The sequence below is a fragment of the Cellulomonas fimi genome (assembly GCF_028527925.1).
Lineage (GTDB): Bacteria > Actinomycetota > Actinomycetes > Actinomycetales > Cellulomonadaceae > Cellulomonas > Cellulomonas fimi_C.
Genome location: NZ_JAPESW010000019.1, coordinates 15,221 through 41,082 on the forward strand (window position 1 = coordinate 15,221; position 25,862 = coordinate 41,082).

At 75.4% G+C, this 25,862-nt stretch carries 27 protein-coding genes; 12 read left to right on the top strand and 15 right to left on the bottom strand.

From position 1 onward, the window contains the following. Positions 1-34: 34 nt before the first annotated feature. From OMK64_RS10630 to OMK64_RS10640, 3 genes are all read left to right on the top strand, one after another. A complete protein-coding gene (locus tag OMK64_RS10630; RefSeq protein ID WP_374694084.1) occupies positions 35-1,375 on the top strand; it encodes an alpha-galactosidase in 1,341 nt (446 codons plus the stop codon). Positions 1,376-1,421: 46 nt separating this feature from the next. Beyond that, positions 1,422-3,776 (top strand): beta-L-arabinofuranosidase domain-containing protein, encoded by a 2,355-nt coding sequence (locus OMK64_RS10635; protein WP_272728220.1) that lies wholly within the window; start codon positions 1,422-1,424, stop codon positions 3,774-3,776. A 199-nt stretch (positions 3,777-3,975) separates the two neighbouring features. After that, on the top strand, positions 3,976-4,725 hold the full coding sequence (locus OMK64_RS10640; protein WP_272728222.1) for an 8-oxoguanine DNA glycosylase OGG fold protein: 750 nt from the start codon (positions 3,976-3,978) through the stop codon (positions 4,723-4,725). Between the two features lie 37 nt (positions 4,726-4,762). Here OMK64_RS10640 and OMK64_RS10645 read toward each other — a convergent pair whose 3' ends face one another. Next, complete coding sequence (locus OMK64_RS10645) at positions 4,763-5,350, bottom strand: DinB family protein (RefSeq protein WP_272728225.1); 588 nt, start codon at positions 5,348-5,350, stop codon at positions 4,763-4,765. Positions 5,351-5,494: 144 nt separating this feature from the next. On the opposite strand from OMK64_RS10645, the gene OMK64_RS10650 reads away from it, so the two are divergent. Continuing rightward, positions 5,495-8,620 carry an efflux RND transporter permease subunit gene (locus OMK64_RS10650; RefSeq protein WP_272728227.1) on the top strand — a complete coding sequence of 1,042 codons (3,126 nt, stop codon included), beginning with the start codon at positions 5,495-5,497 and terminating at the stop codon, positions 8,618-8,620. 46 nt (positions 8,621-8,666) lie between these two features. Here OMK64_RS10650 and OMK64_RS10655 read toward each other — a convergent pair whose 3' ends face one another. The 10 genes from OMK64_RS10655 to OMK64_RS10700 all read right to left on the bottom strand — a co-directional run bounded on the left by OMK64_RS10655 (position 8,667) and on the right by OMK64_RS10700 (position 16,258). After that, positions 8,667-9,284, bottom strand: a complete 618-nt coding sequence (locus tag OMK64_RS10655) for a PilZ domain-containing protein (RefSeq protein ID WP_272728230.1) — start codon at positions 9,282-9,284, stop codon at positions 8,667-8,669. Positions 9,285-9,408: 124 nt separating this feature from the next. Continuing rightward, entirely contained in the window at positions 9,409-10,290 is an 882-nt protein-coding gene (locus tag OMK64_RS10660; RefSeq protein WP_272728232.1) for a manganese catalase, read from the bottom strand. Between the two features lie 193 nt (positions 10,291-10,483). Then, complete coding sequence (locus OMK64_RS10665) at positions 10,484-11,233, bottom strand: MBL fold metallo-hydrolase (protein WP_272728235.1); 750 nt, start codon at positions 11,231-11,233, stop codon at positions 10,484-10,486. Beyond that, positions 11,230-11,922: a hypothetical protein gene (locus tag OMK64_RS10670; protein WP_272728237.1), complete on the bottom strand. Its 693-nt coding sequence runs from the start codon at positions 11,920-11,922 to the stop codon at positions 11,230-11,232. The genes OMK64_RS10665 and OMK64_RS10670 overlap by 4 nt, the downstream gene beginning before the upstream one ends. Beyond that, a complete protein-coding gene (locus tag OMK64_RS10675) occupies positions 11,883-12,326 on the bottom strand; it encodes a DUF4383 domain-containing protein (RefSeq protein ID WP_272728239.1) in 444 nt (147 codons plus the stop codon). Before OMK64_RS10675 ends, OMK64_RS10670 begins: the two co-directional genes overlap by 40 nt. A gap of 116 nt (positions 12,327-12,442) precedes the next feature. Continuing rightward, on the bottom strand, positions 12,443-12,889 hold the full coding sequence (locus OMK64_RS10680; RefSeq protein ID WP_272728241.1) for a hypothetical protein: 447 nt from the start codon (positions 12,887-12,889) through the stop codon (positions 12,443-12,445). Positions 12,890-13,102: 213 nt separating this feature from the next. Beyond that, positions 13,103-13,609 (bottom strand): Rieske (2Fe-2S) protein, encoded by a 507-nt coding sequence (locus OMK64_RS10685; RefSeq protein WP_272728243.1) that lies wholly within the window; start codon positions 13,607-13,609, stop codon positions 13,103-13,105. A gap of 16 nt (positions 13,610-13,625) precedes the next feature. Beyond that, positions 13,626-14,210, bottom strand: a complete 585-nt coding sequence (locus OMK64_RS10690; protein WP_272728246.1) for a DUF6529 family protein — start codon at positions 14,208-14,210, stop codon at positions 13,626-13,628. Between the two features lie 80 nt (positions 14,211-14,290). Then, positions 14,291-15,604, bottom strand: coding sequence for a glycoside hydrolase family 6 protein (locus tag OMK64_RS10695; RefSeq protein WP_272728247.1), 1,314 nt, complete (start codon positions 15,602-15,604; stop codon positions 14,291-14,293). A gap of 210 nt (positions 15,605-15,814) precedes the next feature. Next, on the bottom strand, positions 15,815-16,258 hold the full coding sequence (locus OMK64_RS10700) for a GNAT family N-acetyltransferase (RefSeq protein ID WP_272728250.1): 444 nt from the start codon (positions 16,256-16,258) through the stop codon (positions 15,815-15,817). Positions 16,259-16,296: 38 nt separating this feature from the next. Here OMK64_RS10700 and OMK64_RS10705 point away from each other — a divergent pair, with 38 nt between their 5' ends. Further along, positions 16,297-16,710, top strand: a complete 414-nt coding sequence (locus tag OMK64_RS10705; RefSeq protein WP_272728251.1) for a CrcB family protein — start codon at positions 16,297-16,299, stop codon at positions 16,708-16,710. Continuing rightward, complete coding sequence (locus OMK64_RS10710) at positions 16,707-17,078, top strand: fluoride efflux transporter FluC (RefSeq protein ID WP_272728252.1); 372 nt, start codon at positions 16,707-16,709, stop codon at positions 17,076-17,078. The genes OMK64_RS10705 and OMK64_RS10710 overlap by 4 nt, the downstream gene beginning before the upstream one ends. Here OMK64_RS10710 and OMK64_RS10715 read toward each other — a convergent pair. Both OMK64_RS10715 and OMK64_RS10720 read right to left on the bottom strand, forming a co-directional pair. Beyond that, complete coding sequence (locus OMK64_RS10715) at positions 17,051-18,076, bottom strand: DUF4349 domain-containing protein (protein ID WP_272728254.1); 1,026 nt, start codon at positions 18,074-18,076, stop codon at positions 17,051-17,053. The genes OMK64_RS10710 and OMK64_RS10715 overlap by 28 nt on opposite strands. A gap of 173 nt (positions 18,077-18,249) precedes the next feature. Further along, on the bottom strand, positions 18,250-19,110 hold the full coding sequence (locus OMK64_RS10720) for a DNA-3-methyladenine glycosylase family protein (protein WP_272728256.1): 861 nt from the start codon (positions 19,108-19,110) through the stop codon (positions 18,250-18,252). Between the two features lie 331 nt (positions 19,111-19,441). On the opposite strand from OMK64_RS10720, the gene OMK64_RS10725 reads away from it, so the two are divergent. Both OMK64_RS10725 and OMK64_RS10730 read left to right on the top strand, forming a co-directional pair. Further along, on the top strand, positions 19,442-20,854 hold the full coding sequence (locus OMK64_RS10725; RefSeq protein WP_272728258.1) for a mechanosensitive ion channel family protein: 1,413 nt from the start codon (positions 19,442-19,444) through the stop codon (positions 20,852-20,854). Next, entirely contained in the window at positions 20,851-21,492 is a 642-nt protein-coding gene (locus OMK64_RS10730; RefSeq protein WP_272728260.1) for a nucleoside/nucleotide kinase family protein, read from the top strand. The genes OMK64_RS10725 and OMK64_RS10730 overlap by 4 nt, the downstream gene beginning before the upstream one ends. Positions 21,493-21,511: 19 nt before the next feature. Here OMK64_RS10730 and OMK64_RS10735 read toward each other — a convergent pair whose 3' ends face one another. Further along, positions 21,512-22,489 carry a helix-turn-helix transcriptional regulator gene (locus tag OMK64_RS10735; protein ID WP_272728262.1) on the bottom strand — a complete coding sequence of 326 codons (978 nt, stop codon included), beginning with the start codon at positions 22,487-22,489 and terminating at the stop codon, positions 21,512-21,514. A gap of 93 nt (positions 22,490-22,582) precedes the next feature. Here OMK64_RS10735 and OMK64_RS10740 point away from each other — a divergent pair, with 93 nt between their 5' ends. The 4 genes from OMK64_RS10740 to OMK64_RS10755 all read left to right on the top strand — a co-directional run bounded on the left by OMK64_RS10740 (position 22,583) and on the right by OMK64_RS10755 (position 25,440). Beyond that, positions 22,583-23,644, top strand: a complete 1,062-nt coding sequence (locus OMK64_RS10740) for an ATP-binding cassette domain-containing protein (protein ID WP_272728264.1) — start codon at positions 22,583-22,585, stop codon at positions 23,642-23,644. Next, on the top strand, positions 23,641-24,465 hold the full coding sequence (locus OMK64_RS10745) for an ABC transporter permease (RefSeq protein WP_272728266.1): 825 nt from the start codon (positions 23,641-23,643) through the stop codon (positions 24,463-24,465). The genes OMK64_RS10740 and OMK64_RS10745 overlap by 4 nt, the downstream gene beginning before the upstream one ends. Before the next feature lie 96 nt (positions 24,466-24,561). Then, complete coding sequence (locus tag OMK64_RS10750; protein WP_306469273.1) at positions 24,562-25,104, top strand: methylated-DNA--[protein]-cysteine S-methyltransferase; 543 nt, start codon at positions 24,562-24,564, stop codon at positions 25,102-25,104. 39 nt (positions 25,105-25,143) lie between these two features. Beyond that, positions 25,144-25,440 (top strand): hypothetical protein, encoded by a 297-nt coding sequence (locus OMK64_RS10755; RefSeq protein WP_272728270.1) that lies wholly within the window; start codon positions 25,144-25,146, stop codon positions 25,438-25,440. Between the two features lie 33 nt (positions 25,441-25,473). Here OMK64_RS10755 and OMK64_RS10760 read toward each other — a convergent pair whose 3' ends face one another. Continuing rightward, positions 25,474-25,791: a GNAT family N-acetyltransferase gene (locus OMK64_RS10760; RefSeq protein WP_272728272.1), complete on the bottom strand. Its 318-nt coding sequence runs from the start codon at positions 25,789-25,791 to the stop codon at positions 25,474-25,476. Between the last annotated feature and the right edge of the window lie 71 nt (positions 25,792-25,862).

A 25,862-nucleotide genomic window follows, 5' to 3' on the forward strand; every position in this document is an offset into this window, starting at 1 on the left:
TCGCCGTCGACGGGGTGTGCCGAGAGGAGCCGCCGTGACCACCGTCGACCCCGACGCCCCCACCTCCCGCCGCGGGCGTCGCACCGCGCGGCTCGCCGCGACGCCCCCCATGGGGTGGAACAGCTGGGACTGCTTCGGCACGACCGTCACCGAGGACGAGGTCCTCGCGAACGCGACGGTGCTGCGCGACCGGCTGCTCCCGGCGGGCTGGGACACGGTCGTCGTCGACATCGCCTGGTACGACCCGACGGCCCGCGCGCACGGCTACAACGACGGCGCCCCGCTCGTGCTCGACGACCACGGCCGCCAGCTGCCCGCCCCGAACCGCTTCCCGTCGGCCGCGGGCGGTGCGGGGTTCCGGCCGCTCGGCGACGCGGTCCACGGCATGGGCCTGCGGTTCGGCGTGCACCTCATGCGCGGCATCCCGCGGCTGGCCGTCGAGCGCGACCTGCCGATCCACGGCACCTCGTGGACCGCGCGCGACGTCGCCGCCCCGGGCGACGCGTGCGCGTGGAACCCCGACAACGTCGGCGTCGACCACGACCACCCCGGTGCGCAGGCCTGGTACGACGCGCTGATCGGCCAGCTCGCCGGCTGGGGCGTCGACTTCCTCAAGGTCGACGACATGCTCGCGCCGTACCACGACCGGGACGTCGAGGCCGTCGCCCGCGCGATCGCGCGCACCGGACGGGACGTCGTCCTGTCGCTGTCGCCCGGCACGCACCTGTCGACGACGCACCTCGGCCACCTGCGCGAGCACGCCCAGATGTGGCGCATCAGCGACGACCTCTGGGACCGGTGGGACGACGTGCACGCCCAGCTCGCGCGCCTCGCCCGGTGGGCGCCGCACCAGCGGCCGGGCGGATGGGCCGACGCCGACATGCTGCCGCTCGGCCGGATCGGGCTGCGCGCCGAGCGCGGCGAGCCGCGCGACAGCCGCCTCACGCCCGACGAGCAGCGCACGCTCCTCACGCTGTGGGTCATGGGCCGCTCGCCGCTCATGGTCGGCGGGCACCTGCCCGAGACCGACGCCGCGACGCTCGACCTGCTCGCCAACCCCGCGCTCGCGAGCGTGCTGGCGCGCAGCACCGAGAACCGCGAGATCGTCCGTGAGCCCGTCGACGACGGCGAGGTCGTCGTGTGGACCGCCGCGGCCGGCGACGACGACACGCGTTGGGTCGCCGTCTTCTGGACCGGGCCGACCGAGCGCCGGCTCACCGTGCCGCTCGCCTCGGTCGTGGGTGCCGTCGCGGCCCGTCGTCCGTGGCGCGCGGCGGACCTGTGGCGCCCGGGCGAGCCCGTGCAGGTCGACGGCGTGCTCGACGTCGTCGTCGCGTCGCACGGCGTCCGCTGGTTCGCGCTCGACCCCGCCTGACCCGGTCCGTCCCCACCCGCCCACCGTCCCGGCACCCGGAGCACCCGTGGATCTCCTCCCGCTGTCCGACGTCCGCCTGCTCGACGGCCCGTTCCGCGCGGCCCAGCAGACCGACCTCGCGTACCTGCTGCGCCACGACCCGCAGCGCCTGCTCGCGCCCTACCGCCGCGAGGCCGGGCTGCCGCGCGTCGCCGAGCCGTACGGCAACTGGGAGTCGATGGGCCTCGACGGGCACGTCGGCGGGCACGCGCTCTCGGCCGCGAGCCTGCTGTGGGCGGCCACGGGTGACGAGCGCGCCGCCCGGTTCGCCGCGGACCTGGTCGACGGGCTCGCCGTGTGCCAGGACGCGCTCGGCACGGGGTACGTCGGGGGCGTGCCGCACGGCGTCGCGCTGTTCGAGCGGATCGCGGCGGGCGACCTGTCGGCCGACTCCTTCGGGCTCAACGGTGCGTGGGTGCCCTGGTACAACCTGCACAAGACCGTGGCCGGGCTGGTCGACGCCGCCCGGTACGCGCCCGAGCCGACCGCGTCGCGCGCACGCGACGTCGCGGTGCGGTTCGCCGACTGGTGGCTGCCCGTCGCCGCCGGGCTCGACGACGACCAGTTCGCCGCGATGCTGCGCACCGAGTTCGGCGGCATGTGCGAGGCGTTCGCGGACCTCGCCGACCTCACCGGACGCTCCGACCTGCGGGCCATGGCGGTGCGGTTCGCCGACCGCACGCTGCTCGACCCGCTGCTCGACGGCCGCGACGCGCTCGACGGCCTGCATGCCAACACGCAGATCGCGAAGGTCGTCGGCTGGGCCGCGCTCGCGGAGTCCGCCCCCGACGGCGGCTGGGACCGCGCCGCGCGGGCGTTCGCCGACAGCGTCGTGCGGCGGCGGTCGCTCGTGTTCGGCGGCGACTCCGTGTCCGAGCACTTCCACCCCGTCGACGACTTCCGCGGCGCGCTCACGTCGCCCGAGGGTCCGGAGTCGTGCAACACCGCGAACATGCTCGAGCTCGTCCGGCGGCTCCTGCGCACGGACCCGGACCCCGTGCTGCTCGACTTCGCCGAGCGTGCGCTCGTCAACCACGTGCTGTCCGCGCAGCACCCCGACGGCGGGTTCGTGTACTTCACGCCCGCGCGGCCCGACCACTATCGCGTCTACTCGCAGCCCGAGGTGGGGTTCTGGTGCTGCGTCGGCACGGGGCTCGAGACGTACGCGCGGCTCGGCGAGCTCGCGCTCGGCACGCAGCCGGCAGCCGCGCCCGACGAGGGCGACGACCTGCTCGTGAACGTCGCCGTCCCCGTGCGGGCCCGCTGGGCAGCGCGCGGCGCCGTCGTGACGCTGACCAGCGATCTCCCCGACCTGTCGACCGGCGGCGAGGTGACGCTGCGACTCGACCTGCCAGCGACGCAGACCTTCACGGTGCACGTGCGCCGCCCGTCGTGGGCCGTGGGCGACCTCGAGCTCGCGGTCGGCGGCGTACGTGTGCCCGTCGAGCCCGGACCCGGCCCGTACGTCGCGGTGCGCCGCACGTGGGACGACGGCGACCTCCTGACCTGGCGGGTCACGGCCCGCGTCGAGGCCGAGCGGCTGCCCGACGGGTCCGACTGGGCCGCCTTCCGGTACGGGCCCGTCGTCCTGGCCGCGCGCGGCGGCACGGACGACCTTCCCGGTCTGCGGGCCGACGGCTCGCGCATGGGTCACGTGGCGTCCGGACCGTTGCACGCGCTCGCGGGCGCACCGGTGGTGGAGTCCGCCGCCGACGGCGCCGACCAGGTCCACGGCCCGCTCGACGGCATGACGTTCCGCCTCGACACCGATCGCGGACCGCTCGCGCTCGAGCCGTTCCACGCGCTCCACGACGCCCGGTACACGCTCTACTTCCCGCTCGCCGCGCCGGGGACGGCGAGCGAGCGGCGTGCCGCGCTCGCCGCGGCCGAGTCCGACGACCTGTCGCTCGCGGCGCGCACCGTCGACGACGTGGCGTGCGGCCGGCAGCAGCCCGAGGTCGAGCACGCGTTCACCGGCGACGGCACGTGGACCGGCGCGACCGACGGCGTGCGGTGGCGGGCCGCGGACGGGTGGTTCGGCTACGTGCTCGCGGACCCGGCGGCGTCGGCGGACGTCCTGCGCGTGACCCTGCGCGGCGGTGACGTCGACGGCGCGGCGGACGTGGTGGTCGACGGCACGCGCGTCGGGACGGTGACCGCGCCCGCAGGTGCGGGGCTGCGCCACGTCGAGCTCGACCTCGCGCCGGCCACGGGCGCTGCGTCGGACGCCGGTGGCGGTCCGGCGGTCGGAGATGGCCGCGCGGTGGCGGCGCCCGGCAGTCAGGGACGGAGCGTGCGGGTCCAAGCGGTCGGGGGCGGGCGCACGCCGCGGGTCGTCGGGCTGCGTCTCCTGCGCCGCTGAGTCCGCGGCGGACGCGCCACCGGCCCGCCGGGATCTGGGACGCCGGACGGGGAGAGGCGCCGCGGGGACCGGACCGGACCGCCCGAACCGGCAGGATTCAGTCGTCCGGGTGACAACGTTCTCCATCCGGTCGCGCTCCGGGCGGACATCGGGACCCAGGACTGGTCAGACGGGGCCGTGACGGTGCCACGATGCCCCCATGACGACCGTGCCCGTGGCGCTCCACGCCCTGCTCACGACGACGTTCGAGCCCGCACCGCCCGTCCGCTGGCACCGCGCGCACTGGCGGCAGTGGGCCGACCGGATGGGACCGGAGTTCCGGCTCCCCGACGTCGACGACGCGGTCGACCGCGAGGACGCCGCCGCGCTGGTGCACGAGGAGCTCGAGCGCGGCCGCACGGTGCCCGCGTTCGTCGCGGCCATGGTGTGGGCGTACGGGACCGCCCACGACGGCCCGTACCGCACGGCGACGGTGCTCGGTGGCCGGCGTCGCCCGACCGAGGTGAGGCCGGAGGTCGTCGCGGCGCTCGACGACGCGGTGGGCACCGCCCGCGACGCGACCTCGCCCGCCGGCACGGGGCCCGACGCGCCGACGGCGCCCGCTCCCGCCGGGAGCGTGGCGGGCGACGCCGCCCGGTCCGCGCACCGGCGGATCGTGGAGCACCGGCTGCACGGACTGGCGCCCGCAGGGCTCACGGCGTGGCTGCACTTCGCGTCCGCGCGCCGTGACCCCTACGCGCCGCACGCGGTGCCGGTGCTCGACGACGACGTGCGCGCGTGGCTCGCGACGGACGCCGACCTGCCGCTGCGCGACGGTCACCCCGACGACTACGGGCGGTACGTCGACCGGCTCGTCACGTGGGGCCGGCCCTTCGGACGGACGCCCGTGCAGGTCGAGTCGTCGGTGCGGACCCTCGTCGTCGCGGGACGCGCGGGTTCCGGCTCCTGACCGGGCGCCGACCGTCGCGCGCGGCGTCGCCGGGGCGTCAGCGACCCGCGGCGTCCGCGATGCGCTGGAGCTCCGCGACGTAGGCCGCCCACTCGTCGGCCGTCATGCCGGGCAGGTTGCTGTTGTCGACGCGCAGCCCCGCGGCGCCGTCCGCCTGCTCGCGCAGGATGTCGGCGTGCCCGGCGTGCCGCGCGAGGTCGTTCGTCACGTGCACGACCACGAGCCGCAGCGACACCGGGTTGCGGTGCTCGGGCCACCACGCGACGCGCCCCGGGGTGTCGAGCGGTGCGGACAGGATCAGCTCGTCGGCGAAGGCCCACACCCGGCGGTACAGGCCGACGACGTCCTCGACGGACTCGTCGGCCGTCGCGTACATGTCGAGGTTGGGCGTCGTCTCGTCGAGGTACCAGCCCAGCTCGGCCAGCCCCGGGAAGTCGCGGTCGAACGTCTCGCCGAAGTACCCGATCTCGACCCCGGCGGCGTGCTTCACGAGGCCGAGCAGGTTGGTGCCCGTCGGGGTGCGGGGGAGCCGCACGTCACGTTCGTCGAGCCCGTCGAGCTTCCAGACCAGCGCGTCGCGCGCGCTCTGGAGGTAGCGGTGCAGCACGGTGCGCTCGTCGTCCACGCGCCCAGGCTGGTGGGTGCCGCAGGTCACGGCAACTCGTCGCGGGTGTCGTTCGTTGGTGAGGCGGGCCGCGCCTAGGGTGCGGACCAGATCCCGCGCGCCGCCGTCCTCGGCGCGTGCCCGCACGACCCGGGAGGAAGCCCCGTGGACCGTCTGGCCAGGCTGTCGCTCGCTAACCGCGCGGTCGTCGCGCTGATGACCGTCGCCGTCGCGGTGTTCGGGGTGGTGAGCCTCGGGTCGCTGCGTCAGGAGCTCATCCCGTCGCTGCAGATCCCGACCGCCGTCGTCGTGGGTGTGTACCCGGGGTCGGCGCCGCAGATCGTCGAGGACCAGGTAACCGTGCCGGTCGAGACGGCGGCGAAGGGCGTCGACAAGGTCGAGGAGGTCACGTCGACGTCGTCGACCGGCCTGTCCGTCACGACCGTCGAGTTCACCTACGGCACCGACATGGACCTCGCGAGCCAGCAGCTCGCGAGCGCGGTCAACCGGATCCAGCGCCAGCTCCCGTCCGTGGTCGAGCCGCAGGTCGTCACGGGGTCGATCGACGACCTGCCGGTCGTCCAGCTCGCGGTGTCGGGCGGGTCGTCGCAGGACGACCTCGCGTCGTTCGTCACCGACGTCCTGCAGCCGCGGCTCGAGCAGGTCGCCGACGTGCGCAGCGTCGCGGTGTCGGGCATCGCGGACCAGGAGGTGCTGGTCGACCTCGACGTCGCGGCGATGGCCGCGGCCGGCCTGTCGCCCGCGCAGGTGACGACCGTCCTGCAGGACAACGGCGTGGTGGTCCCCGCGGGCACGGTCGCGGACGGCGACACGGAGCTGAGCGTGCAGATCGGCTCGCCGATCACGAGCGTCGACGACCTCGCCGCGCTCCCGCTGACCAGCGCGACGGGTGCCGTCGTGGCGCTCGGCGACGTGGCGACGGTGGAGGCGGGTCCGGCGCCCGCGACGTCGTACTCGCGCCTCGACGGCGCGCCGTCGCTGGGCGTCGCCGTCACGAAGACGCCCGCGGGCAACACCGTCGAGGTGTCGCACGCGGTGCAGGACGTGCTCGACGACCTCGGCGAGCAGCTCGACGCCGACGGCGTGCGCGTCGCGGTCGTGTTCGACCAGGCGCCCTTCATCGAGGAGTCCATCGAGGGGCTCGCCACCGAGGGGCTGCTCGGCCTGCTGTTCGCGGTCGTCGTGATCCTGCTCTTCCTCGCGTCGCTGCGCTCGACGCTCGTGTCGGCGATCTCGATCCCCCTGTCGCTGCTCGTCACGTTCGTCGTCATGAACGTCACGGGCTACACCCTCAACATCCTCACGCTGGGCGCGATGACGATCGCGATCGGCCGGGTGGTCGACGACTCGATCGTCGTCATCGAGAACATCAAGAGGCACCTGTCGTACGGGGAGGGCAAGCGCGAGGCGATCCTCACCGCGGTGCGCGAGGTCGGGGGCGCGATCACCGCCTCGACGGTGTCGACGGTCGCGGTCTTCCTGCCGATCGCCCTGGTCGGGGGCATGGTCGGCGAGCTGTTCCGGCCGTTCGCGCTCACCGTCGCGATCGCGATGGGCGCGTCGCTGCTGGTCGCGCTCAGCATCGTCCCGGTGCTCGCGTACTGGTTCATCACGGCCCCGACAGGGAGCGTCGCCGACGCGGCCGAGGTCCGGGCGCGCGCCGAGGAGAAGGAGCGCCGCGGCGTCTGGCAGCGCGCGTACGTCCCGACGCTCGCCGCGTCGCTGCGCCACCCGGTGCTCACGCTGCTGGTCGCGGTCGCCGTGCTCGGCGGCACGCTCGCGCTCGTCCCGCGCCTGGAGACGAACTTCATCGGCGACTCGGGGCAGGACACGCTGACCGTCACGCAGTCGTTCGAGCCGGGCACGACGCTCGCCGCCCAGGACGAGGCGGCGCGCGAGGTCGAGGGCGCGCTGCTCGGGCTCGACGACGTCGAGACCGTGCAGACGACGGTCGGCACCGCGGACGCCGCAACGGCCGCGTTCTTCGGCGGGGGCGCGACCCCGCAGGCGACGTTCGCGGTGACGCTGGACCCCGACGCCGACGGCGTGGCCGCGCAGGACGCCGTCCGTGACGCCGTCGAGGGGCTGTCGGAGGCGCCGTCCACGGGCATCACGGTCGCCGGCGGCGACTCCGGGTTCGGGAGCAGCACGGTCGACCTCGTCGTGCGGGCGACCGACACCGAGGTGCTCGCCGACGCGGCCGCGCAGGTCGAGGAGGCCGTGCGCGACGTCGACGGCGTCGCCGAGGTGACGAACAACCTCGCGAGCGACCAGCGCGTCGTGCAGGTCGTCGTCGACCGCGACGCCGCCGCGGCGGTCGGCCTCACCGAGACGGCCGTGTCCGGCACGGTGGCCTCGCTCATGGCTCCGAGCCCCATCGGCACGGTGGACCTGGGGGAGGGACCGGTGGGTGTCGAGGTGTCCGTCGGCGACGCGCCGACGACGGTCGCGGAGGTCGAGGCGCTCGTCGTGCCGACCGCCGCCGGGCCGGTGCCGCTCACGCAGGTCGCGCGCGTGCAGGAGGTCGAGGTCCCGACGTCGGTGACGCGCGTCGACGGCGAGCGGAGCGCGACCGTCTCGGTCAAGCCGTCCGGCCAGGACGTCGGCGCCCTCACGGCCGCGCTGACCGCCGAGGTCGACGGGCTCGACCTGCCGCCGGGCGCGACCGTCGAGGTCGGTGGTGTCGCCGCCGACCAGGCCGACGCGTTCGCCGACCTGGGCCTCGCGATGCTCGTCGCGATCGCGATCGTCTACCTCGTCATGGTCGCCACGTTCCGCAGCCTCGTGCAGCCGCTGATCCTGCTGGTGTCGGTGCCGTTCGCGGCGACGGGTGCGCTGATCGCGCTGCTCGTGACGTCGACGCCGCTCGGCGTGCCGGCCCTCATCGGCCTCCTCATGCTCATCGGCATCGTCGTGTCGAACGCGATCGTGCTCATCGACCTCATCAACCAGTACCGCGAGCGGGGACGGCCCCTCGCCGACGCGGTCGCGGAGGGTGCGCGCAAGCGTCTGCGGCCCATCGTCATGACGGCTGCGGCGACGATCTTCGCGCTCACGCCCATGGCGATCGGGATCACGGGCGGCGGCTCGTTCATCTCGCAGCCGCTCGCGCTCGTCGTCATCGGCGGCCTCGTGAGCTCGACGCTGCTGACGCTCGTCGTGGTGCCGGTCCTCTACACGCTGTTCGAGCGGCGGGGCGAGCGGCGGCGGCTGCGGCGCGAGGCGGCCGAGGCGGCGGCAGAGCCGACCACCGAGCCGGCGACGGCCTGAGGGGAGCGGGCGACCGGCGCCCTGTCCGGGCTCCGGCCGGAGCGGGTCAGGCGTCGAGGCGCATGCGCCGCTGCGCGCCCTGCGTCCGCAGCACGAACCGGAACAGGGCGTCGACGTCGCTCTCGCGGATACCCGCGAACCGGCACCCGTACTGCGTGCCGCCGGTGCTCGTCCGCTGCGTCCGCAGCACCTCGGCGTCGAGCTTGACCGAGCCGCGCCCCGTCGGGAACTCGAACGCGACGTGGTCGTGCACCGCGAGCGTCGACGTCGTCGAGATCCGCATGCCGTGCGCGCTGATGTCGACGACCACGAACGAGATCGGCCGACCCGGGCCGGTGCCGTCGGGGCCGGTCGCGACCCCCGTGCACAGCTGGAGGGTCCGGACGCGCGCGCCCTGCCGCTTCTGCAGCATCGAGACGAGCTCGAGGTCGGTGAGCGCGACCGTCGACGCCCCCACGCGGGCCACCGCGGCGACGTAGCGGACCTCGCCGCGCACCTCGTCGAGCACGAGCACCTGGACGTCGTCGCCGGGCCGCACCCCGCCGGGGACGACCCCGTGCTCGGCCGCGACCGTCATGGTCTCGCCGTCGAACGCGGCGACGTACCCCTCGACCACGGTGGAGCGGTCGCGCACCGTGAGCGCGCATCGTTCGAGGTCGTGCATGGTCGGTCCGTCCCGGTGGTGCTGGTCCTGGCGCCGGCGCGGTGACACGTGCCGACACCGACCCCATCGGCAGGGCCGGGAACCGGCTGAGGGGTCCGCGGCGGGACCCCCCAGCCGGGTGACGTCACTCCCGGTGGAGCTTGTCCTGCACGCGCCCGGCGATCTTCTCGACCGCGTTCGGCAGGTCCGTCGTGCCGTAGAAGCGGGCGTCGGGGCGGGTGGGCGCGGGCATCGGGACACCCTCGGGCGGCTCGGCGACGTACGTGAACTCGCCCTTGCCGTCCGGCGTGGGGCCCGACGCCCACGAGCCCTCCGACGCGGCCTCGCCGTCGGAGAAGTTGATGTACTGGTAGGACACGTCGCGGTCCTCCTTGGACAGCGGGAAGTTGCTCGGCACGGGCAGCTCCTCGGCGCCCTCCTCGCGCAGCTCGGCCGCGGCGGCGAGCCACTGGTTCTGGTGCATGGTGTCCCGCGCCAGCAGGAACGCGAGCAGGTCGCGCACGCCGTGGTCGTCGGTCATGTGGTAGAGCCGGGCGACCTGCAGACGGCCCTGCATCTCGGCGTTCGCGTTGGCCGTGAAGTCGGCCAGCAGGTTGCCGCTCGCGGTCACGTAGCTGCCCTGCCACGGGTTGCCCATCGAGTCGACGGGACGCGCGCCCGCACCCGCGACGATCGCCTGCTGGAGGTCGGTGCCGCCGATCACGGCCGCGACGGTCGGGTCGCCCTGGATCGCGTCCTTGGTGATCCCGAGCGGCGCCTTCTCGAGCAGCTGCGCGATCATCGTCGCGAGCATCTCGACGTGCCCGAACTCCTCGGTCCCGATGCCGTACAGCAGGTCGCGGTACTTGCCCGGCACGTGGATGTTCCAGGACTGGAACGCGTACTGCATGGCGACGGTGATCTCGCCGTACTGGCCCCCGAGCACCTCCTGGAGCTTGCGCGCGTAGACCGCGTCGGGTGCGTCGGGCTTGGCCTGGTGCTGCAACGTCTGACGGTGGAGGAACATCTTCGACCCCTGCCTTGTCCGGCCGCGCGGAGGGCGGCTGGTGGACCGGGTGCCGGGGAGCACGACCAGGGACGGTGCCCCCTCGGGCGGACCCGGGGGCGCCGACGAGCTGCTTGCGCCGGTGCTCGTGCCGCGCGACGGCGCGACCTTCTCGACGGTAACCGCCGTGCAGGGGGCCGCAACCGGGGGAGCGTCAGGGGACCCCGGCCGCGCGGGCCTGCCGGACCGCCTCCCGCACGTCTCCCGTCCACGGGTCGCCGTGCCCCGGCAGGATCGTGTGCACGCCGATGGGCAGCCGGTCGAGCGACGCGAGCGCCGCCTCGGCGTCGGCCGTGCCCGCGCGCGCGACGACCCGCGGGCCCGTGCGCCCGGTGTACGGGTCGAGGGTGACGAGCGCGTCGCCGGTGAACAGGAGCCCGCGGTCCGGCAGGTGCAGCACCAGGTGGCCGTCCGTGTGGCCGGGCGTGTGGATCGCGTGCGGTCGGGCGGGCACGTCGAGGACGCCGTCGGACCGGACCGGGTGCGTCGTCCGCACGCCGTGCACCCGGAGCGCTCCCTTGGCGGCCATCGCGGTGAGCACGGGGATGCTGCGCGGATGGCGCAGCGGGTACCAGGAACGCGGTCGACCGTGCGCGTAGCGGTACGGGTGCGCCACGATCCGCGCGTCGGCCTCGTGCGCCCAGACGTCGACGCCGAGGGTCGACACGGCCCGACGCGCGAACCCGACGTGGTCGAAGTGGCCGTGCGTGAGCACGAGCGCCTTCACGTCGCGCGGACCCGCGCCGAGCATTCGGACGGCCTCGTCGACCGCGAGCCACATCGCCGGCAGGCCCGCGTCGACCAGCAGCACGCCGCCCTTGCCGCGCACGACGTAGCACTCGGTGGCCGCCGCGTGCAGCCGGACGACGCCGTCCGCGACGAGCGTGGTGTCGACGCCGCTCACCACGGGAGGCTCCCCGGGTCGGGTGCGGCCCGACGGGCGTGCCGGTAGGCGGGCCGCCGCAGCGCCGCGGCCCAGCGGTAGGTCGCGAGGCCGCTCGGGCAGTCGAGCACGGGGTCGAACCGCACGACGTCGTCGCTCGCCGCCGCGCTCGGGGCGTCGACGTGCAGCACGCCCCAGCGGTACCAGGGCCCGCGCAGGCGCGACGACAGCAGCAGGACGTCGAGGCCGCCGTCGGGCCGCGCGGTGGGCTTGGCGGCGAGGACCACCGGACCGTCAGGCGTGCGGAACGGCATGAGGGTCGTGAAGGGTCCGTCGACGACGCGGCGGCGCGGCGCGAGCAGGAACCGGCTCAGCGAACCCGTCCCGGTGCCGGAGAGCAGCAGCGACTCGGCGCGCCCGCCCCGCTCCCAGCGCACCGCGAGGCCGTGCACGTCGGGCCAGGGGCGGGGGAGCCCGGCGGCGCGCGAGAGGCGCACGACCGCGGGACCGCTGAACGCCTCGACCGCGCCCGGCGCGTCGGGGTCGTCGCCGATCCGCAGCGAGGCGGGCAGCACGATGCCGCGCGGGTGCAGCGGCCGGCGGCCGGTGCGACGCCCGGCGACGTCGGCGAGGCCACCCAGGGCCCCGCCGACGCCGCCGACGAGCGCGGTCACCGTCGGGCGGCGGCCGTGCGGTCGCGCGCGGGCCACAGCGCGATGGCGAGGCCGGCGAGCGCGCTCACGAGGTGCAGCCCGTTGTCGGCACCGTTGATGTTGAGGACGTTCGCGTCGGGGTTGTTCACGACGACCAGGCCGTAGACGAAGGTCGCCCCGTACCCCACGGCGAGGATCCAGCCGTACGTCCGCGCGCGGGCCGGCGTCGACCACAGCGCGATGCCGAGCAGGCCGATGATGATGTGCACGATGTTGTGCAGCGGGTTGATCGCGAAGCCCAGCAGGGTCTGCGAGTGGTCGTGCTCGGTGAAGCCGTCGAACCCGGTGACGGCGAAGCCGACGAGGCCGACGGCCAGGTACACGACGCCGATCACGAGGGCGAGGTACTGGTGCGGCTCGCGTCGGCGAGCCGACGCGGTGGGACGCGAAGAGTCGGTCATGGGGTGCTCCTCCGGGGTGCGCCCGGCACGAAGCTCGTCGCTGCCGAGGCCCTGGACGCCGCGGCTGGACGTCCTCCCAGCATGCGGGGGGCCCGGCGGACGCGCACGTCGGAGGGTCAGGCCGGGTGGTCGGCCCCGCCGCGACCGCCGCCGTACGCGTCGTTCCGCCCGCGGCGCGACCGCACGGCGATCACCACGACGATCGCGAGCGTCGCGGCGATGATCCCGAGGATCGCGAACGTCCGCCCCGGTGTGAGGGGGCCCAGCTGGTCCTCGCCGGACTCCTGGTGCGGGCCGGCGCCGCCCTCGCCGTAGGTCTTCGTCGGTTCCGGGCTGGGGTCGGTCGTGCTCGGCGTCTCGTCGACCGACGGGAGCGTGCCGGGCTGCTCGACCGACGGGTCGTCGGTCGCGGCGAGCGACGCCTGCGCGGTGAGCCCGGTCAGCGCGAGCGCGCCGGCGAGGCCGAGGAGCAGCGCGACCAGGGCCACCGCGAGCGTGCGCGCGTGCCGCGTCGGGACGCGGTGCTCGAGGGCGGTGCCGTGGGGGTGGACGACGGGGCGCATGGCTCGACCTTCCGGTGTGCCGGTCTGCCCGCCTCCGGACGTGCCACCACGGTGCTTCGGGCGCGCGCGGGTCGCAACCGGGATGGGGTCGGCGGGCGGTCCCGACGACGCGGACGGTTCAGTCGAGCAGGAGCGACGCGAGCGCCGCACCGACGACGAGCCCGACGCCCGCGAGCCACACGAGCGTCGGCAGCCGCTGCCAGAACGTGCGCCTCACCGCAGCACCACCCGACCGTCCCGCACGTCGACGTCGACCTCGGGCAGCGCGCGCTGCGCCGGCCCGCGCACGACGTCGCCCGATCGTGCGTCGAACGCGCTGCCGTGGCACGGGCACCGGATCTCGCCGTCCGCGACCTCGTCGACCAGGCAGCCCTGGTGCGTGCAGACCGCGCTGAACGCCTCGACGTCGTCGCCGTCCCGCACGAGCACCACCTGACGGTCGGTCAGGACGAGCGCGCCGCCGTCGGGGACGTCGGACAGCGCCGCGAGGACGGCCCCGTCGTCGCTCGCGTCCCCGCCCTCGACGGCGTCCGGCTCGTCGCCGCCGCCCTCACGGTCGCGCGCGTCGCCGTCGTCCGGGGCGGGGTAGTCGCCGTCGTCGCCCTCGGCCGGCGCGAGCGCGGACATGCCGACGAACCCGACGACACCCGCGGCCACGGTCACGCCGACCGCCTCGAGCACCTCGCGCCGCCGGTACCCCTCGGACGTCCCGTCCGTCACGCGCCCACCTCCGCCGTCACACCCGGGGCAGCCCGGGCTGGGTGAAGAACCACAGCGCCGACGTGAACCACACGACGACGAGGAGCGCCGCCACCGACGCGCCCAGGACGGGCACGACGACGGACGGCAGCCGGGGGAGGCGCAGGGCGAGCATCTTGGCGGCGAACGCGCCGTAGAACAGGCACCCGGCGACGCTGTGCACCAGGACGCGCAACGGCTCGTCCTCGAAGCCCAGCGACCACACGCACTGGAACGCGACGGGCAGCGTGAGCAGGAACGCGACGACGCCGCTCCACCGGTGCAGCAGCGCGACCGAGGCCGGCGCGTCACCGCGCACGCCGGGCAGGTGCCCCCACATCGCGAGCGCGGACAGCACCTGCACGACGACGAGCACGAGCGCGGCCGTGGTGAACCAGGCCTTGAGCTGCAGCATCCCGCTGAACCACAGCGTCAGCAGCGACGCGCCGTCGCCGGGGTGCGCGTCGGCGTATGCGGCGAGCGCGGCGGCGACCCCGAGGCCCAGCGCCGCGACGCCCGCGAGCGACCACCGCCACGGCGCGGTGGCGGCCGGTGCGGAGGGTGGCGTCTGCGTCACGCCCATGCGGCCAGCGTCCCGGGGCCGGGCCACCGGTGTCCAGACGTCAGCACCCGGAACGGCGACCGGGTGGGACGCGACGACGGTCAGCTCCGGTGACCGCCCAGGGGCGGGTTGGCGTTGTGCACGAGCTCGAGCGCCATCTGCGGGAACCACTGGCCGGCGGCCGGGTCGGCGTACCCGCGGACCGGGTCGATGCCGCCGTCGGGAGCCCAGCGCGTGCACTGGCCGTCGGACTCGCCGGGGATCTTGATCCAGAGGTACGCGTCGACGTACGGGTCGCCGGTGCTCGTCGTCGGGCGCAGGCCGAGGCCGCGGTCCGGCGGGTTGCACCACACCTGCGGGTCGCCCTCGGGGTGGTCGGCGGGCGGCGTCCACGGTCCCTGCCCGTTGCGGCTGGTGTCGACCACGGCGTGCTTGAGGACCTCGGGCCCGGCCGGGGGGTTGGCGGCGTTCGTGACGTTCTCGACGTACCACTGGTCCGTCAGGCCCCACGTGCTGAAGTCGTTCGGGTCTGCCGGGTAGTACTGGCTGGCGCAGTAGTCGAAGTGCCCGAGCCGCCAGCCGCCCTCGGCGTCGTTCGTGCCGTACCAGAGGCACTGCGAGATCCAGCTCGCGAACTTCGCCTGGCGCTCGCTCAGCTCGTAGTTGGAGACGTTGAGGAAGAAGCCGTCGGCCTTCTCGACGCCCGCCTTGTGCAGCCGGTCGGCGACGTCGCCGACGCCGAGCCACGCCGAGTGCGTGCCGTCGAGGTACAGGCGCACGTTCGGCAGCGCGGACAGCCGGTCGACCGCGCCGTTGAGCTGCGCGAACCGGTCGGACGCGGCCGTCGCGGGGTCGGCCTCGGCGGGCTGGCACCACTCGGTCGCGCCGGTGATGGACGTGTACCAGGGGATGATCCCGAGGCCGTCGGGCTCGAGCACGACGATCGCCTCGCTCGTGCCGATCCCCTTCGCGAGCCCGTCGATCCACGCGAGGTACGACGCGGTGTCGAGCGCGCCGCCCGCGGAGTACTGCGAGCAGTCCCGGTACGGCAGGTTGTAGGCCACGATCACCGGGACCGCGCGCTGGTGCCTGGCGCCCTTGACCGTCTTCTCGACCGCCTTGCGCACCTCCTTAGGGGTGCCGCTCGTGAACCAGACCGCCTGCGGCGTCGCGACCATCTTCGTGACCGCCTTGGCGTCGGCGTACCGGCGGTCCTTGACGAGCTGCTTGATCTGCGCCACGGCGCCCTCGTTGGGCGGGGGCGTGTAGAGCCGGGTCGACGACGGGCTGCCGGGGCCGTGGCCGGGTCCGGGTCGGCCGTGCGCCGTCGCGGGCGCGGCTGAGACGAGTGAGAGCGCTACCACGGCGGCGGCCGCGGCGAGTGCTGCGAGGGGCGAACGGATGTGACGTGCCACGGGAGGCTCCTACGTCGTTGTCGGATGACCGGTGCCGTGCGCGGCGGAAGGGGGTGGACCGCCGTCCCAGGAGCATGACAATCCGGACGGGCGACGGCAAGAGCCCCGTCCGGGTCGTGGTGCATCGCCCGACGGTGCGCGGCGCCCGATGCGCGTCGTCCGACGCAGCGGCGACCGACGGTGTCGCCCCGCGCGCGCCGCACGACGAGGTCAGCGCGGGGTGCGCACCATCGGGACGTGCGGGATGCCGTCCTCGTCGTCGTCCTCGCCCGCACGCGCGAAACCCAGGCGTCCGTACCAGTCCTCGAGGTGCGCCTGGGCGTCCAGGCGGATCTCGGCGTCCGGCCGGCACAGGCCGATGCCGTGCTCGAGGAGCGCGCGCGCGACCCCGCGTCCGCGCGCCGCCGGTGCCGTCGCGACACGGCCGATGGCGGGCGTGGTGCCGTGCACGCCGAGGACGCGGATCGTGCCCAGCAGCTCGCCGTCGTCGTGCGCCCAGACGAGGAGGGTGTCGTCCCGCAGGTCGCGGCCGTCGAGCTCCGGGTAGGCGCAGTCCTGCTCGACGACGAACACGTCGACGCGCAGGCGCAGGAGGTCGTAGAGCTCCGCGGCGGTGATGTCGGCGGCGGTGCGGGTCTCGATGGTCAGTGCCACCGGGTCAGGGTAGGCGCGGGCCGCCGTAGGGTGACGACGTGCACCTCCACCGCGACCCGTGGCTCGTCGTGGTCGTCGCCGTCGGCGGTGCCGTCGGCACGCTCGCGCGGTACGGCCTGTCCCACGCGGTGCCCGACCGGGGCGGCGTCCCGGTCGCGACCCTCGTCGAGAACGTCGTCGGCGCGTTCCTGCTCGGTCTGCTGCTCGAGGCGCTCGCGCGGTCCGGCCCGGACACCGGGCGCCGCCGGGTCGCGCGGCTGGGCCTGGGGACGGGCGTCCTCGGCGGCTTCACCACCTACTCGACGTTCGCGCTCGAGGTCGTCGACCGGCTCGCCGACGGGCGGACCGGGCTCGCGCTCGCCTACGCGCTCGGCAGCGTCGTGCTCGGCGTCGCGGCGTGCACCGGGGGCGTGCTCGTCGGTGCGCGGCGCCACCGGGAGGTCGCCGCGTGACGCTGCTGCTCGTCGCGCTGGCCGGCGGACTCGGCGCCGCGCTGCGCTTCGGCGTCGACGGCGAGATCCGGGCCCGCGTGCCGCGGCACCTGCCGGTGTCCACCATCGTGGTCAACGTGACCGGCTCGGCGGTGCTCGGCGCGCTCGCGTCGGCGCACGTGCAGGGCCTGCTCCCCGCGACGGTCTACCTCGCCGCGGCGACCGGGTTCTGCGGCGGCTTCACGACGTTCTCGACCTCGGTGTTCGAGACCGTGCGGCTCGCGCAGGCGGGCGCCTACCGGCTGGCGGTCGCGAACGCGGCGCTCACGCTCGTGCTGGCCGTCGCGGCCGCGGCCCTCGGCTACGGGGTCGTGTCGGCCGTCGGGTGAGGCGTCTCCGGCCCGGCGGCGCGCGTCGCGGGTGCGGGCGGCCCGGCCGGTGCGGGACCGGCGGGAGCGACCGCCCACGGCGGTCCCGCGGGCCCGACTGGACCGGGCCGGGGTCCCCGCCGGCGGCGGCGCCAGCGCGCGGCCGCGACGACCCCGGCGGTGACCGCACCGGCGAACGCGAGCCACGGCAGCAGGACGCCGAGGACGACGAGGAGCCCGCGGAGGGCCACGACGAACGACTGCCAGCCGACGGCCAGGCCGCCGACGAAGGACGTGGGTCCCGGCGACGCGGCCGGCACGACGCCCGGGCCCACCAGCTCGACCGTGAGCGTCGACAGCGCGACCGCGTCGGCGAGGCGTGCACGCTGCGACTGGAGCTCCTCGAGCCGCGTCTGCCGCTCGGTCAGCGCGTTCTCCGCGGCCACGACGTCCTCCGTGGTCGTCGTGCGTGCGAGGAGGTCCGACATGCGGGCCACCGACAGCTCGAGCCCGCGGATGCGCGCGTCGAGGTCCTGCGCGGCGGCGGTGACGTCCTGCGCGTCGAGGTCGATCTCGTCGATCCGGCCCAGGTCGCGCAGCGCGTCGACCGTGGCCGACACCTCGTCCGCGGGCACGCGGATCGTCAGCGACGCCGAGCCCGCCTGCTCCTGCGACGCGGCGTGCTCCGAGCGCGCGTCGACGCGCCCGCCGCTGCGCTCCGCGAGGTCGACGACCGCGTCCGCGGCGGTCCGCGGGTCGTCGACCGTGAGCCGCACGACGCCGGTCTGGACGACCTGCCGCTCGCTCTCCGCGGCGTCGACCTCACCCGGGGCCACGACACCCGCGTCGACGGCCGCGGCGTCGCCTCCCGCGGACCCGCTCTCGGACTGCGCGCCGTCGGCGGCCTGGTCGGCGGCGCCACCGCCCGAGCACGCGGTCAGCAGCGTGACGGCGGTCGCGACCGAGGCGGCCAGGACGGCCCAGCGGCGGGGGGAGCGTCGGTTCCGGGTGGCGGTCATGGCCGTGACGCTAGGGCGCGACGACGAGGCGTGGGGGCGCGGTGGCCGGATCGTGACGCGGACGGCCGGATGTGGCCGGATCGTGACGTGCTCGTCACCGGATCGGGGCCGTGACCTGCGCAAGGACGGGGCCTGCGGTCACACCGGTGGCAGCACGCCGGTCCCGCGCCGGGTCACAGGGCGTAGGCGCGCGACGTCCACAGGTGGATCGCGGCGTAGGCCCGCCACGGGCGCCAGCGCGTCGCGGCCGCCTCGACCGCGGCCGTCGAGTCCACGCCGAGGGCCCGGCGCAGCACGACGTCGCCCGCGGGCAGCGCGTCACGGTCGGCCAGGACGCGCAGCGCGAGGTACTCCACGGTCCAGGGGCCGACCCCGGGGAGCGCGAGCAGCCGTCGTCGCGTGTCGACCGGGTCGGCGCCGGGGTGCACGTCCAGCCCGTCCGCGAACGCCTCCGCCACGGCCCGCAGCGACCGTGCGCGCGCCCCGGTGATCCGCACCGTGGCCTGGATCGTGGCGGGATCGAGGTCCGCGAGGTCCTCCGGGCGCGGGAACGCCAGCAGTCCGTCCGGACCGGGCCGGCCCCACGCCGCCGCGAGCCGGCCGCCGAACGTGCGGGCAGCGGCGAGCGACACCTGCTGCCCGAGCACCGTGGTCACGGTGGCCTCGAAGCCGTCGAGGTGCCCGAGCACGCGCAGGTGCGGGCGGCGCCGCGCGAGCGGGCCGACGACGGGGTCGAGCGCCAGGACGTCGACGACGGCGGACACGTCGTCGTCGAGCCCGAACCACCGTCGGGCGACCGCGTCGAGCACCTCCGTCGGTGCGGCGCCCCGCACCGCGACCTGTCCGTCGTGGAGGTCGGCCGAGACCGTCACGAGCCGCTCGCCGACGGGGACGAGTCGTCGGACGGAGCTGTCCTCGACGGTCTCGACGCCCGGAACGGCGTGCGCTCGCAACGACGCGAGCAGCGGTGCGGGGTCGAGGGCGGCGTGCACGGTCCACGCGTTCGTCTGTTCCGGTGGCGGCAAAGGACTCACCGGGCGGACTCTAGGGGTGGACGCCGACACCCGCCCCACGGTGCTGGACGCCCGTTCGAGGTGCGCGAAACTCCAAGCGGTGGTCAAATGGTCCCAGCCGATCCTCCGAAGCAGCCGGGGTTCGGCCATCTGCGGATCACGACCGCGTGCCGAGGGCCCAGGCGAGAGCAGGGCCGCCCGTCAGGGTTCAGGAGTGCGCCACGCCTCGTGCCGGCGAGACGCCTCTCGAGCGCCCCGCCCCCGTGCGTCGGGGGCGGGGCGCCTGCTTGTCCGCACCCGCCTCGAACCCGCTGCGCAGGTGCGTGCGCGCCCGCCCTCCTACGCTGACGGCATGCCGCCGACCCTGCTGACCGCGGCCCTCCGCCCGCTCCTGACCGCCCCCGACGCCCCGCCCGCGCCCGACGAGTCCGTCGTCGAGGAGGTGGGCGACGTGGTCGGGCCCGTGCTCGCCGTCGCGGCGGGCGTCGTGGCCGCGTACGTCCTCGCGATGCTCGTCGGCGTGCTGGTCCGGCGCCTCGCCCGTCGCTCGGCCGTCGCCGCCGACCTGACCCGACGATCCCGACGGCCCACGCGAGCGGTGCTGCTCGTCATCGGCGTGTGGGTCGCGCTGCGGCTCAGCACCGACCCGGCCCCGTGGCGCGTCGTCGTCGAGCACGTGCTGCTCATCCTGCTGATCGTCGCCGTGGCGTGGCTGATCGGCAGTCTCGCGTTCGTGCTCGAGGACGCGGCGCTCGCGCGGTACCGGATCGACGTCGAGGACAACCGGCGTGCCCGTCGGGTCCGCACGCAGGTGCAGCTGCTCCGGCGCATCACGGTCGCGGTGCTCGTGGTCTGCGCGATCGCCGCGATCCTGCTGACGTTCCCGTCGGCCCGGACGTTCGGTGCGAGCCTGCTCGCGTCGGCGGGTCTGCTGTCGATCGTCGCCGGCCTCGCGGCGCAGAGCTCGCTCGCCAACCTGTTCGCCGGCATGCAGCTCGCGTTCACCGACGCGATCCGCGTCGACGACGTCGTCGTGGTCGACGGCGAGTGGGGGCGGATCGAGGAGATCACGCTCACCTACGTCGTCGTGCACGTCTGGGACGACCGGCGCCTCATCCTGCCGTCGACGCACTTCACGACGACGCCGTTCGAGAACTGGACCCGCCGCCAGGCCGACCTGCTGGGCACCGTCGAGCTGGACCTCGACTGGGAGGTCCCGGTCGACGCGATGCGCGCCGAGCTCACCCGGCTGCTCGAGGCGACGGACCTGTGGGACGGGCGCGTCGGCATCCTGCAGGTCACCGACGCGGTCGGCGGGGCGGTGCGCGTCCGGGTGCTCGCGAGCGCGCGCGACGCCCCGACCCTGTTCGACCTGCGGTGCTACGTGCGCGAAGGGCTGGTCGGCTGGCTCCAGCGCGAGGCGCCCGAGGGGTTGCCGCGGACGCGCTGGGAAGGGCGCGGACCGGTCGCCGAGGTGCCCGCCCGGCGCGGCGACGAACGGTCCGACGGCCGCGCGCGGTCGGACGATCGCCTGCGGCCCGACGAGCCCGCCGCGGACGAGGGCGCGCCGCGTACCCGCCGCGAGCGCGCCCGCGACACCGTCGAGGACACGCTGCTCATGCCGCCGGCCGCGCAGGACGCGCGTCTGTTCACCGGCAGCATCGAGGCGCTCGAGCGCTCACGGTCGTTCCAGGGACCGGGGCAGGACGTGTTCGACGAGCGCGAGCAGCACGCGGACGAGACCGATCCGGGGACGCGCGGGTGACGCGGTCGGGCGACGGGCAGGTCGTCGTCCGGCCGGTGACGCGCGAGGGGGTCGTCGCGCACGTGGTCGGGCGGGTGCCCGGGGACGGGCGACGGGTCGTCGTGGTGGACGGCGCCGCGGCCACCGGGCCCGGCGAGCTGGCCGACGCGCTGGTCGCACCGCTGCGCGCCGCGGGTCGGGCGGTGGTCCGGGTGCGCGTGGCGGACTTCCTGCGGCCCGCGTCGCTGCGGTTCGAGCACGGGCGGCACGACCCCGACGCGTACCTCGAGGACCGGGTCGACGTGCGGGCGCTCGAGCGCGAGGTGCTGACGCCGTTCGCCGCGTCGGGCCGGTACCTGCCGACGCTGTGGGACCCGGTGACGGACCGGGCGACGCGTGCACCGTACGCGCAGGCGCCCGAGGGTGCGGTCCTCGTCCTCGACGGCGACCTGCTGCTCGGGCTCGGCCTGGCCGCCGACCTCACGGTGCACCTCGCGGTGCGGCCGGCGACGCTCGCGCGCCGGACGCCCGAGGAGGACGCGTGGGTCCTGCCGGCGTTCGCGCGCTACGCGGACGAGGTCGGCCCGGAGGTCGTCGCTGACGTCGTCGTGCGCGCGGACGACCCGGCGCACCCCGCGCTCGTCGACCGCGGTCCGTGAAGACGCGCGCCCGGACCCCTCAGCCGAGCGCGTCCGTCAGCCGACCGGTGAGGCGGACGACCGCGTCGCGCAGGTCGGCCGGTCCGACGACGCGCAGCGGCACGCCGAACAGCGCGGACATCGCCGCGAGCCCGTCCCACGACCAGGCGCCCTGCACGAGCCGCGTCCGGCCGTCGCCCAGGTCCTCGACGACCGCGCCGCGACCGGCCCAGCGCCGCACGTCGTCGGCGGGCATGTCGAGCTCGACCTCACCGACGCACGGCCACGGCACCGCCTGCCCGAACTTGTCGGCGACGTACGCGGCGACGTCGCCGCCGGGCAGGTCGCGCGGCGCGAACCGCGGGCCGGTCGGCGTGCGCGGCGTCATCCGGTCGACGCGGTAGGTGCGCCAGTCGGCGCGGTCGAGGTCCCACCCGACGAGGTACCAGCGGCCGCCCCAGGTGACGAGGTGGTGCGGCTCCGCCCGTCGCGGCGGCACGAAGGCCTCCGGGCCGACGCCGTCGGACGACCCGCCGACGTAGTCGAACCGGAGCACCTCACGGGCGCGCACCGCGGCGCCGACGGCCAGCAGGACGTCGGCGGCGACCTGGGGCTGGTCGCGTCGCGGGGCGCGCGCGACGGCCGTGACCTGGAGGGCGTCGGCGGCGGCGCGCAGCCGGGCGGGCATGACCTGGCGGACGGTGGTGAGGGCGCGCAGGGCCGCCTCGTCGACGCCCGCGACCCCGGTCGACGCGGTCCGCAGCGCGACGACGAGCGCCACGACCTGCTCGTCGTCGAGCAGCAACGGCGGCATCTGGCTCCCGGCGTCGAGCCGGTACCCGCCGTCGGGCCCCTTGGTCGCGTGCACCGGGTACCCGAGGTCGCGCAGGCGGTCGACGTCGCGCCGGACCGTGCGGGGGCTGACGCCGAGCCGGTCGGCCAGCACGTCGCCGGGCCAGTCGCGGCGCGACTGCAGCAGCGACAGGAGGGACAGCAGACGGGCGGACGGCGTCGACATGTGCTCAGAGTGGCACGAGGTAGCGGACAGGATCTGACCGCTACCGGCGGGAGCATGGGTGACGTACCGATCCGGACGACAGGGGAGAGGCCCATGATCCGCACCCGCGGGCTCACGAAGGACTTCGTGGTCAGCCGCACCGAGACCGTGCACGCCGTGCGCGGCATCGACCTGGACGTCGCGCCCGGCGAGCTCGTCGCCGTGCTCGGCCCGAACGGCGCCGGCAAGACGACCACCATGCGCATGCTCACGACGCTCATCCGCCCGACCGCCGGCAGCGCGACCGTCGCGGGCGCCGACATCACGTCCGATCCCGCGACGGTCCGCCGCAACATCGGCTACGTCGGGCAGGGCAACGGCGCCGGGCACGTGCAGCGAGCCGCCGACGAGATCGTCGCGCAGGGCCGCATCTACGGCCTCGACGCGGGCACCGCACGACGCCGCGCCGACGACCTGCTCGACGCGCTCGACCTGCGCCCGCTCGCCCGCCGCAAGGTGTCCGACCTGTCGGGCGGCCAGCGGCGCAGGCTCGACGTCGCGCTCGGCCTCGTGCACGCGCCGCGGCTGCTGTTCCTGGACGAACCCAGCACCGGGCTCGACCCGCAGACGCGCGCGAACCTGTGGGACCACATCCTGCGGCTGCGCGCCGAGCGGGACATGACGATCGTCCTCACGACGCACTACCTCGACGAGGCCGACACCATGGCCGAGCGGGTCGTCGTCGTGGACCACGGCCGCGTCATCGCGGACGACACCGCCGACGGCCTCAAGCGCACGCTCGCGGGGGACCGCCTCGTGCTCGAGGTCGCGGACGACGGGCCGGTGTCCCCGACGACGGCCGCACCACAGCTTGCCGAGCTGGTCTCCCGGGTCCCGGGCGCACGCGACGTGAGCGTCGACGGGCGCACGGTGAGCGCCCGGGTCGCCGACGCGCCCGCCGCAGTCCCTGGCGTCGTCGTCGCGGCGTCCGCCGCAGGGCTCACCGTCGCGACCGCGCAGGCGATCCGCCCCACGCTCGACGACGTCTTCCTCGCGCTCACCGGCCGCAGCCTGCGCGACGAGGGCGCGCCGCCCGATGCGGTCACCGGCGACGACCCGCTCGCCGACCCGACCGCGACCACCACCGACCCGCAGACCCGGAAGGACGCCGCATGACCACCGCCACGCTCACCCCGCCCGTCACGATGCCGACCGCCGCACCGGCCGTCCGCCGCTCGTGGTTCGCCGACGTCTGGCTCGTCATGACCCGCGAGCTGCGGCCCGTCGTGCGCGAGCCGTTCTCGGTCGTCTTCGGCCTCGTCCAGCCGCTCGTCTTCCTCGGGCTGTTCGGTCCGCTGCTCGTCGGGTCCGTCGGCGAGCAGGGCCTGTCCGGCGCGGACGTGTGGCAGTGGTTCGTGCCCGCGATCCTCGTGATGACCACGCTGTTCGGCACCTCGACGACCGGCTCGAACCTGCAGTACGAGATGCAGACGGGCGCGCACGAGCGGATGCTCGTGACCCCGCTGTCCCGCTCGTCGCAGCTCGTCGGGCGCTCGCTCAAGGAGATGGTGCCGCTGACCGCCCAGGCCGTGATCGTGGTGCTGGTCATGCTGCCGTTCGGCTTCCGCGCCGACCCGGTCGGGGCCGTCGTCGGGATCCTCATGCTCGCCGTCCTGGGCATCGGCATCGGTTCGCTGTCGTACGCGCTGGCCATCGCCGTCCGGAAGCAGGAGTGGATGTTCTGGGTCGTGCAGCAGACGTTCCTGTTCCCGCTGCTCATCCTCTCCGGGATGCTCCTGCCGCTCGAGACAGGCCCCGCGTGGATGCGGGCCGCGTCGACCGTGAACCCGCTGCGGTGGGTCGTCGACGCCGAGCGTGCGCTGTTCGCAGGCGACCTCTCGGCGACGGCCGTGGGGTGGGGCTGGCTCGCGGCGCTCGCCACGGCCGCCGTCGGGCTCGTCGTCGGGGTCCGCACGATCGTGCGGTCGACCGACTGACCTCACGCACCGCGGCGGCCGCGCGTCTTCCTGTCGGGAGGGCGCGCGGCCGTCGCGCGTGCCGAGGTGTCGGAGGGAGCGGGCAGGATGAGTGGCATGGGTGTGCGGGTCGTCGAGCGGCCGGACGGGCCGACGGTGCACACGGTCGTCGAGTCCGGCATGGGGCCGGTCACGCTCATCGGCGTCGGCGAGGTCCTGACCGGTCTGCTGCTGCCGTCGACGCGCGAGCGCAACGTGACCGCGTCGGGGGCGCACGGCGAGCGCGACGACACCGCCCTCACCGGCGCTCGCGCGCAGCTCACCGAGTACCTGGCGGGCGCGCGCCACGAGTTCGACCTCGACGTCGCGCTCCAGGGGTCCGTGTTCCAGGTGCGCGTCTGGGAGGGGCTGCTGCGCATCCCCTACGGCGAGACGTCGTCCTACGGCGAGCTCGCCGCCGACATCGGCTACGACCCGCGCACCTCGTCCCGGGCCGTCGGGGCCGCGAACGGCGCCAACCGCATCGCCGTCGTCGTGCCGTGCCACCGCGTCATCGGCGCGAACGGCACGCTCACGGGCTTCGCGGCGGGCGTCGAACGCAAGCGGTTCCTGCTCGACCTCGAACGCCCGCCGGTCGCGGCCGACGCGACGCTGTTCTGACGACCCGCCTCGACGACCCGCTCGCGCGAGGATGGCGGCATGACCGCACCGGACGACGACGTCGTCGTCAGCGCCCTCGCCATCAACGTCACGATCCCCGAGCACCTGCAGTGGACCGACGAGCGCCGCGGCGAGCAGTTCCGCCTCGAGACCCTCAACGTCCGGCTGCTCCCCGACGGCACCCTCGCGGCCAAGGCCTACGGGCGTCCCGTGGCCGGGGGCCGCGGCGCGTACGTGTCGTTCCGCGTCCCGGACCGCCCGGAGCTCCGCGACCTCGTCGCCGCGGCCGCCGACCGCGCCGCCGTCCTCTGGTCGGAGCACCGCGGCCTCGGCTGATCCGCCGGTCGCACTCGCGGGGGGTGCCCGTCGTCAGCCGGCCATGCCGCCCAGCTGTTTGCGCACGTAGGGCGCGGTCTCGGTGTACCCGAGCGCGCGGTAGAACGCGATCGCACGCCGGGTGGCGAGCGCGACGTGACGTGCGCCCTGCGCCTGCGCCCACGCCTCGACCGATGCGACGAGCGCCCTTCCGACGCCGCCCCGCCGGACGGCCTCGTCGACGACGATCTCCTCCAGCCACACGACCGGTCCGTCGGCGTTCAGGGCGACGTGCTCATGCGCGACGGCCAGCCCGACCACCCGGCCGTCGTGCTCCGCGACGAGCACGCACGCGGACGCTGACGCCCGCACCAGCGACCACCGTCCGCCGCGTCGCCCTCGAGCCCGGGTCGGACGGTCACGGGAAGGCGCTCGGGCGTCGA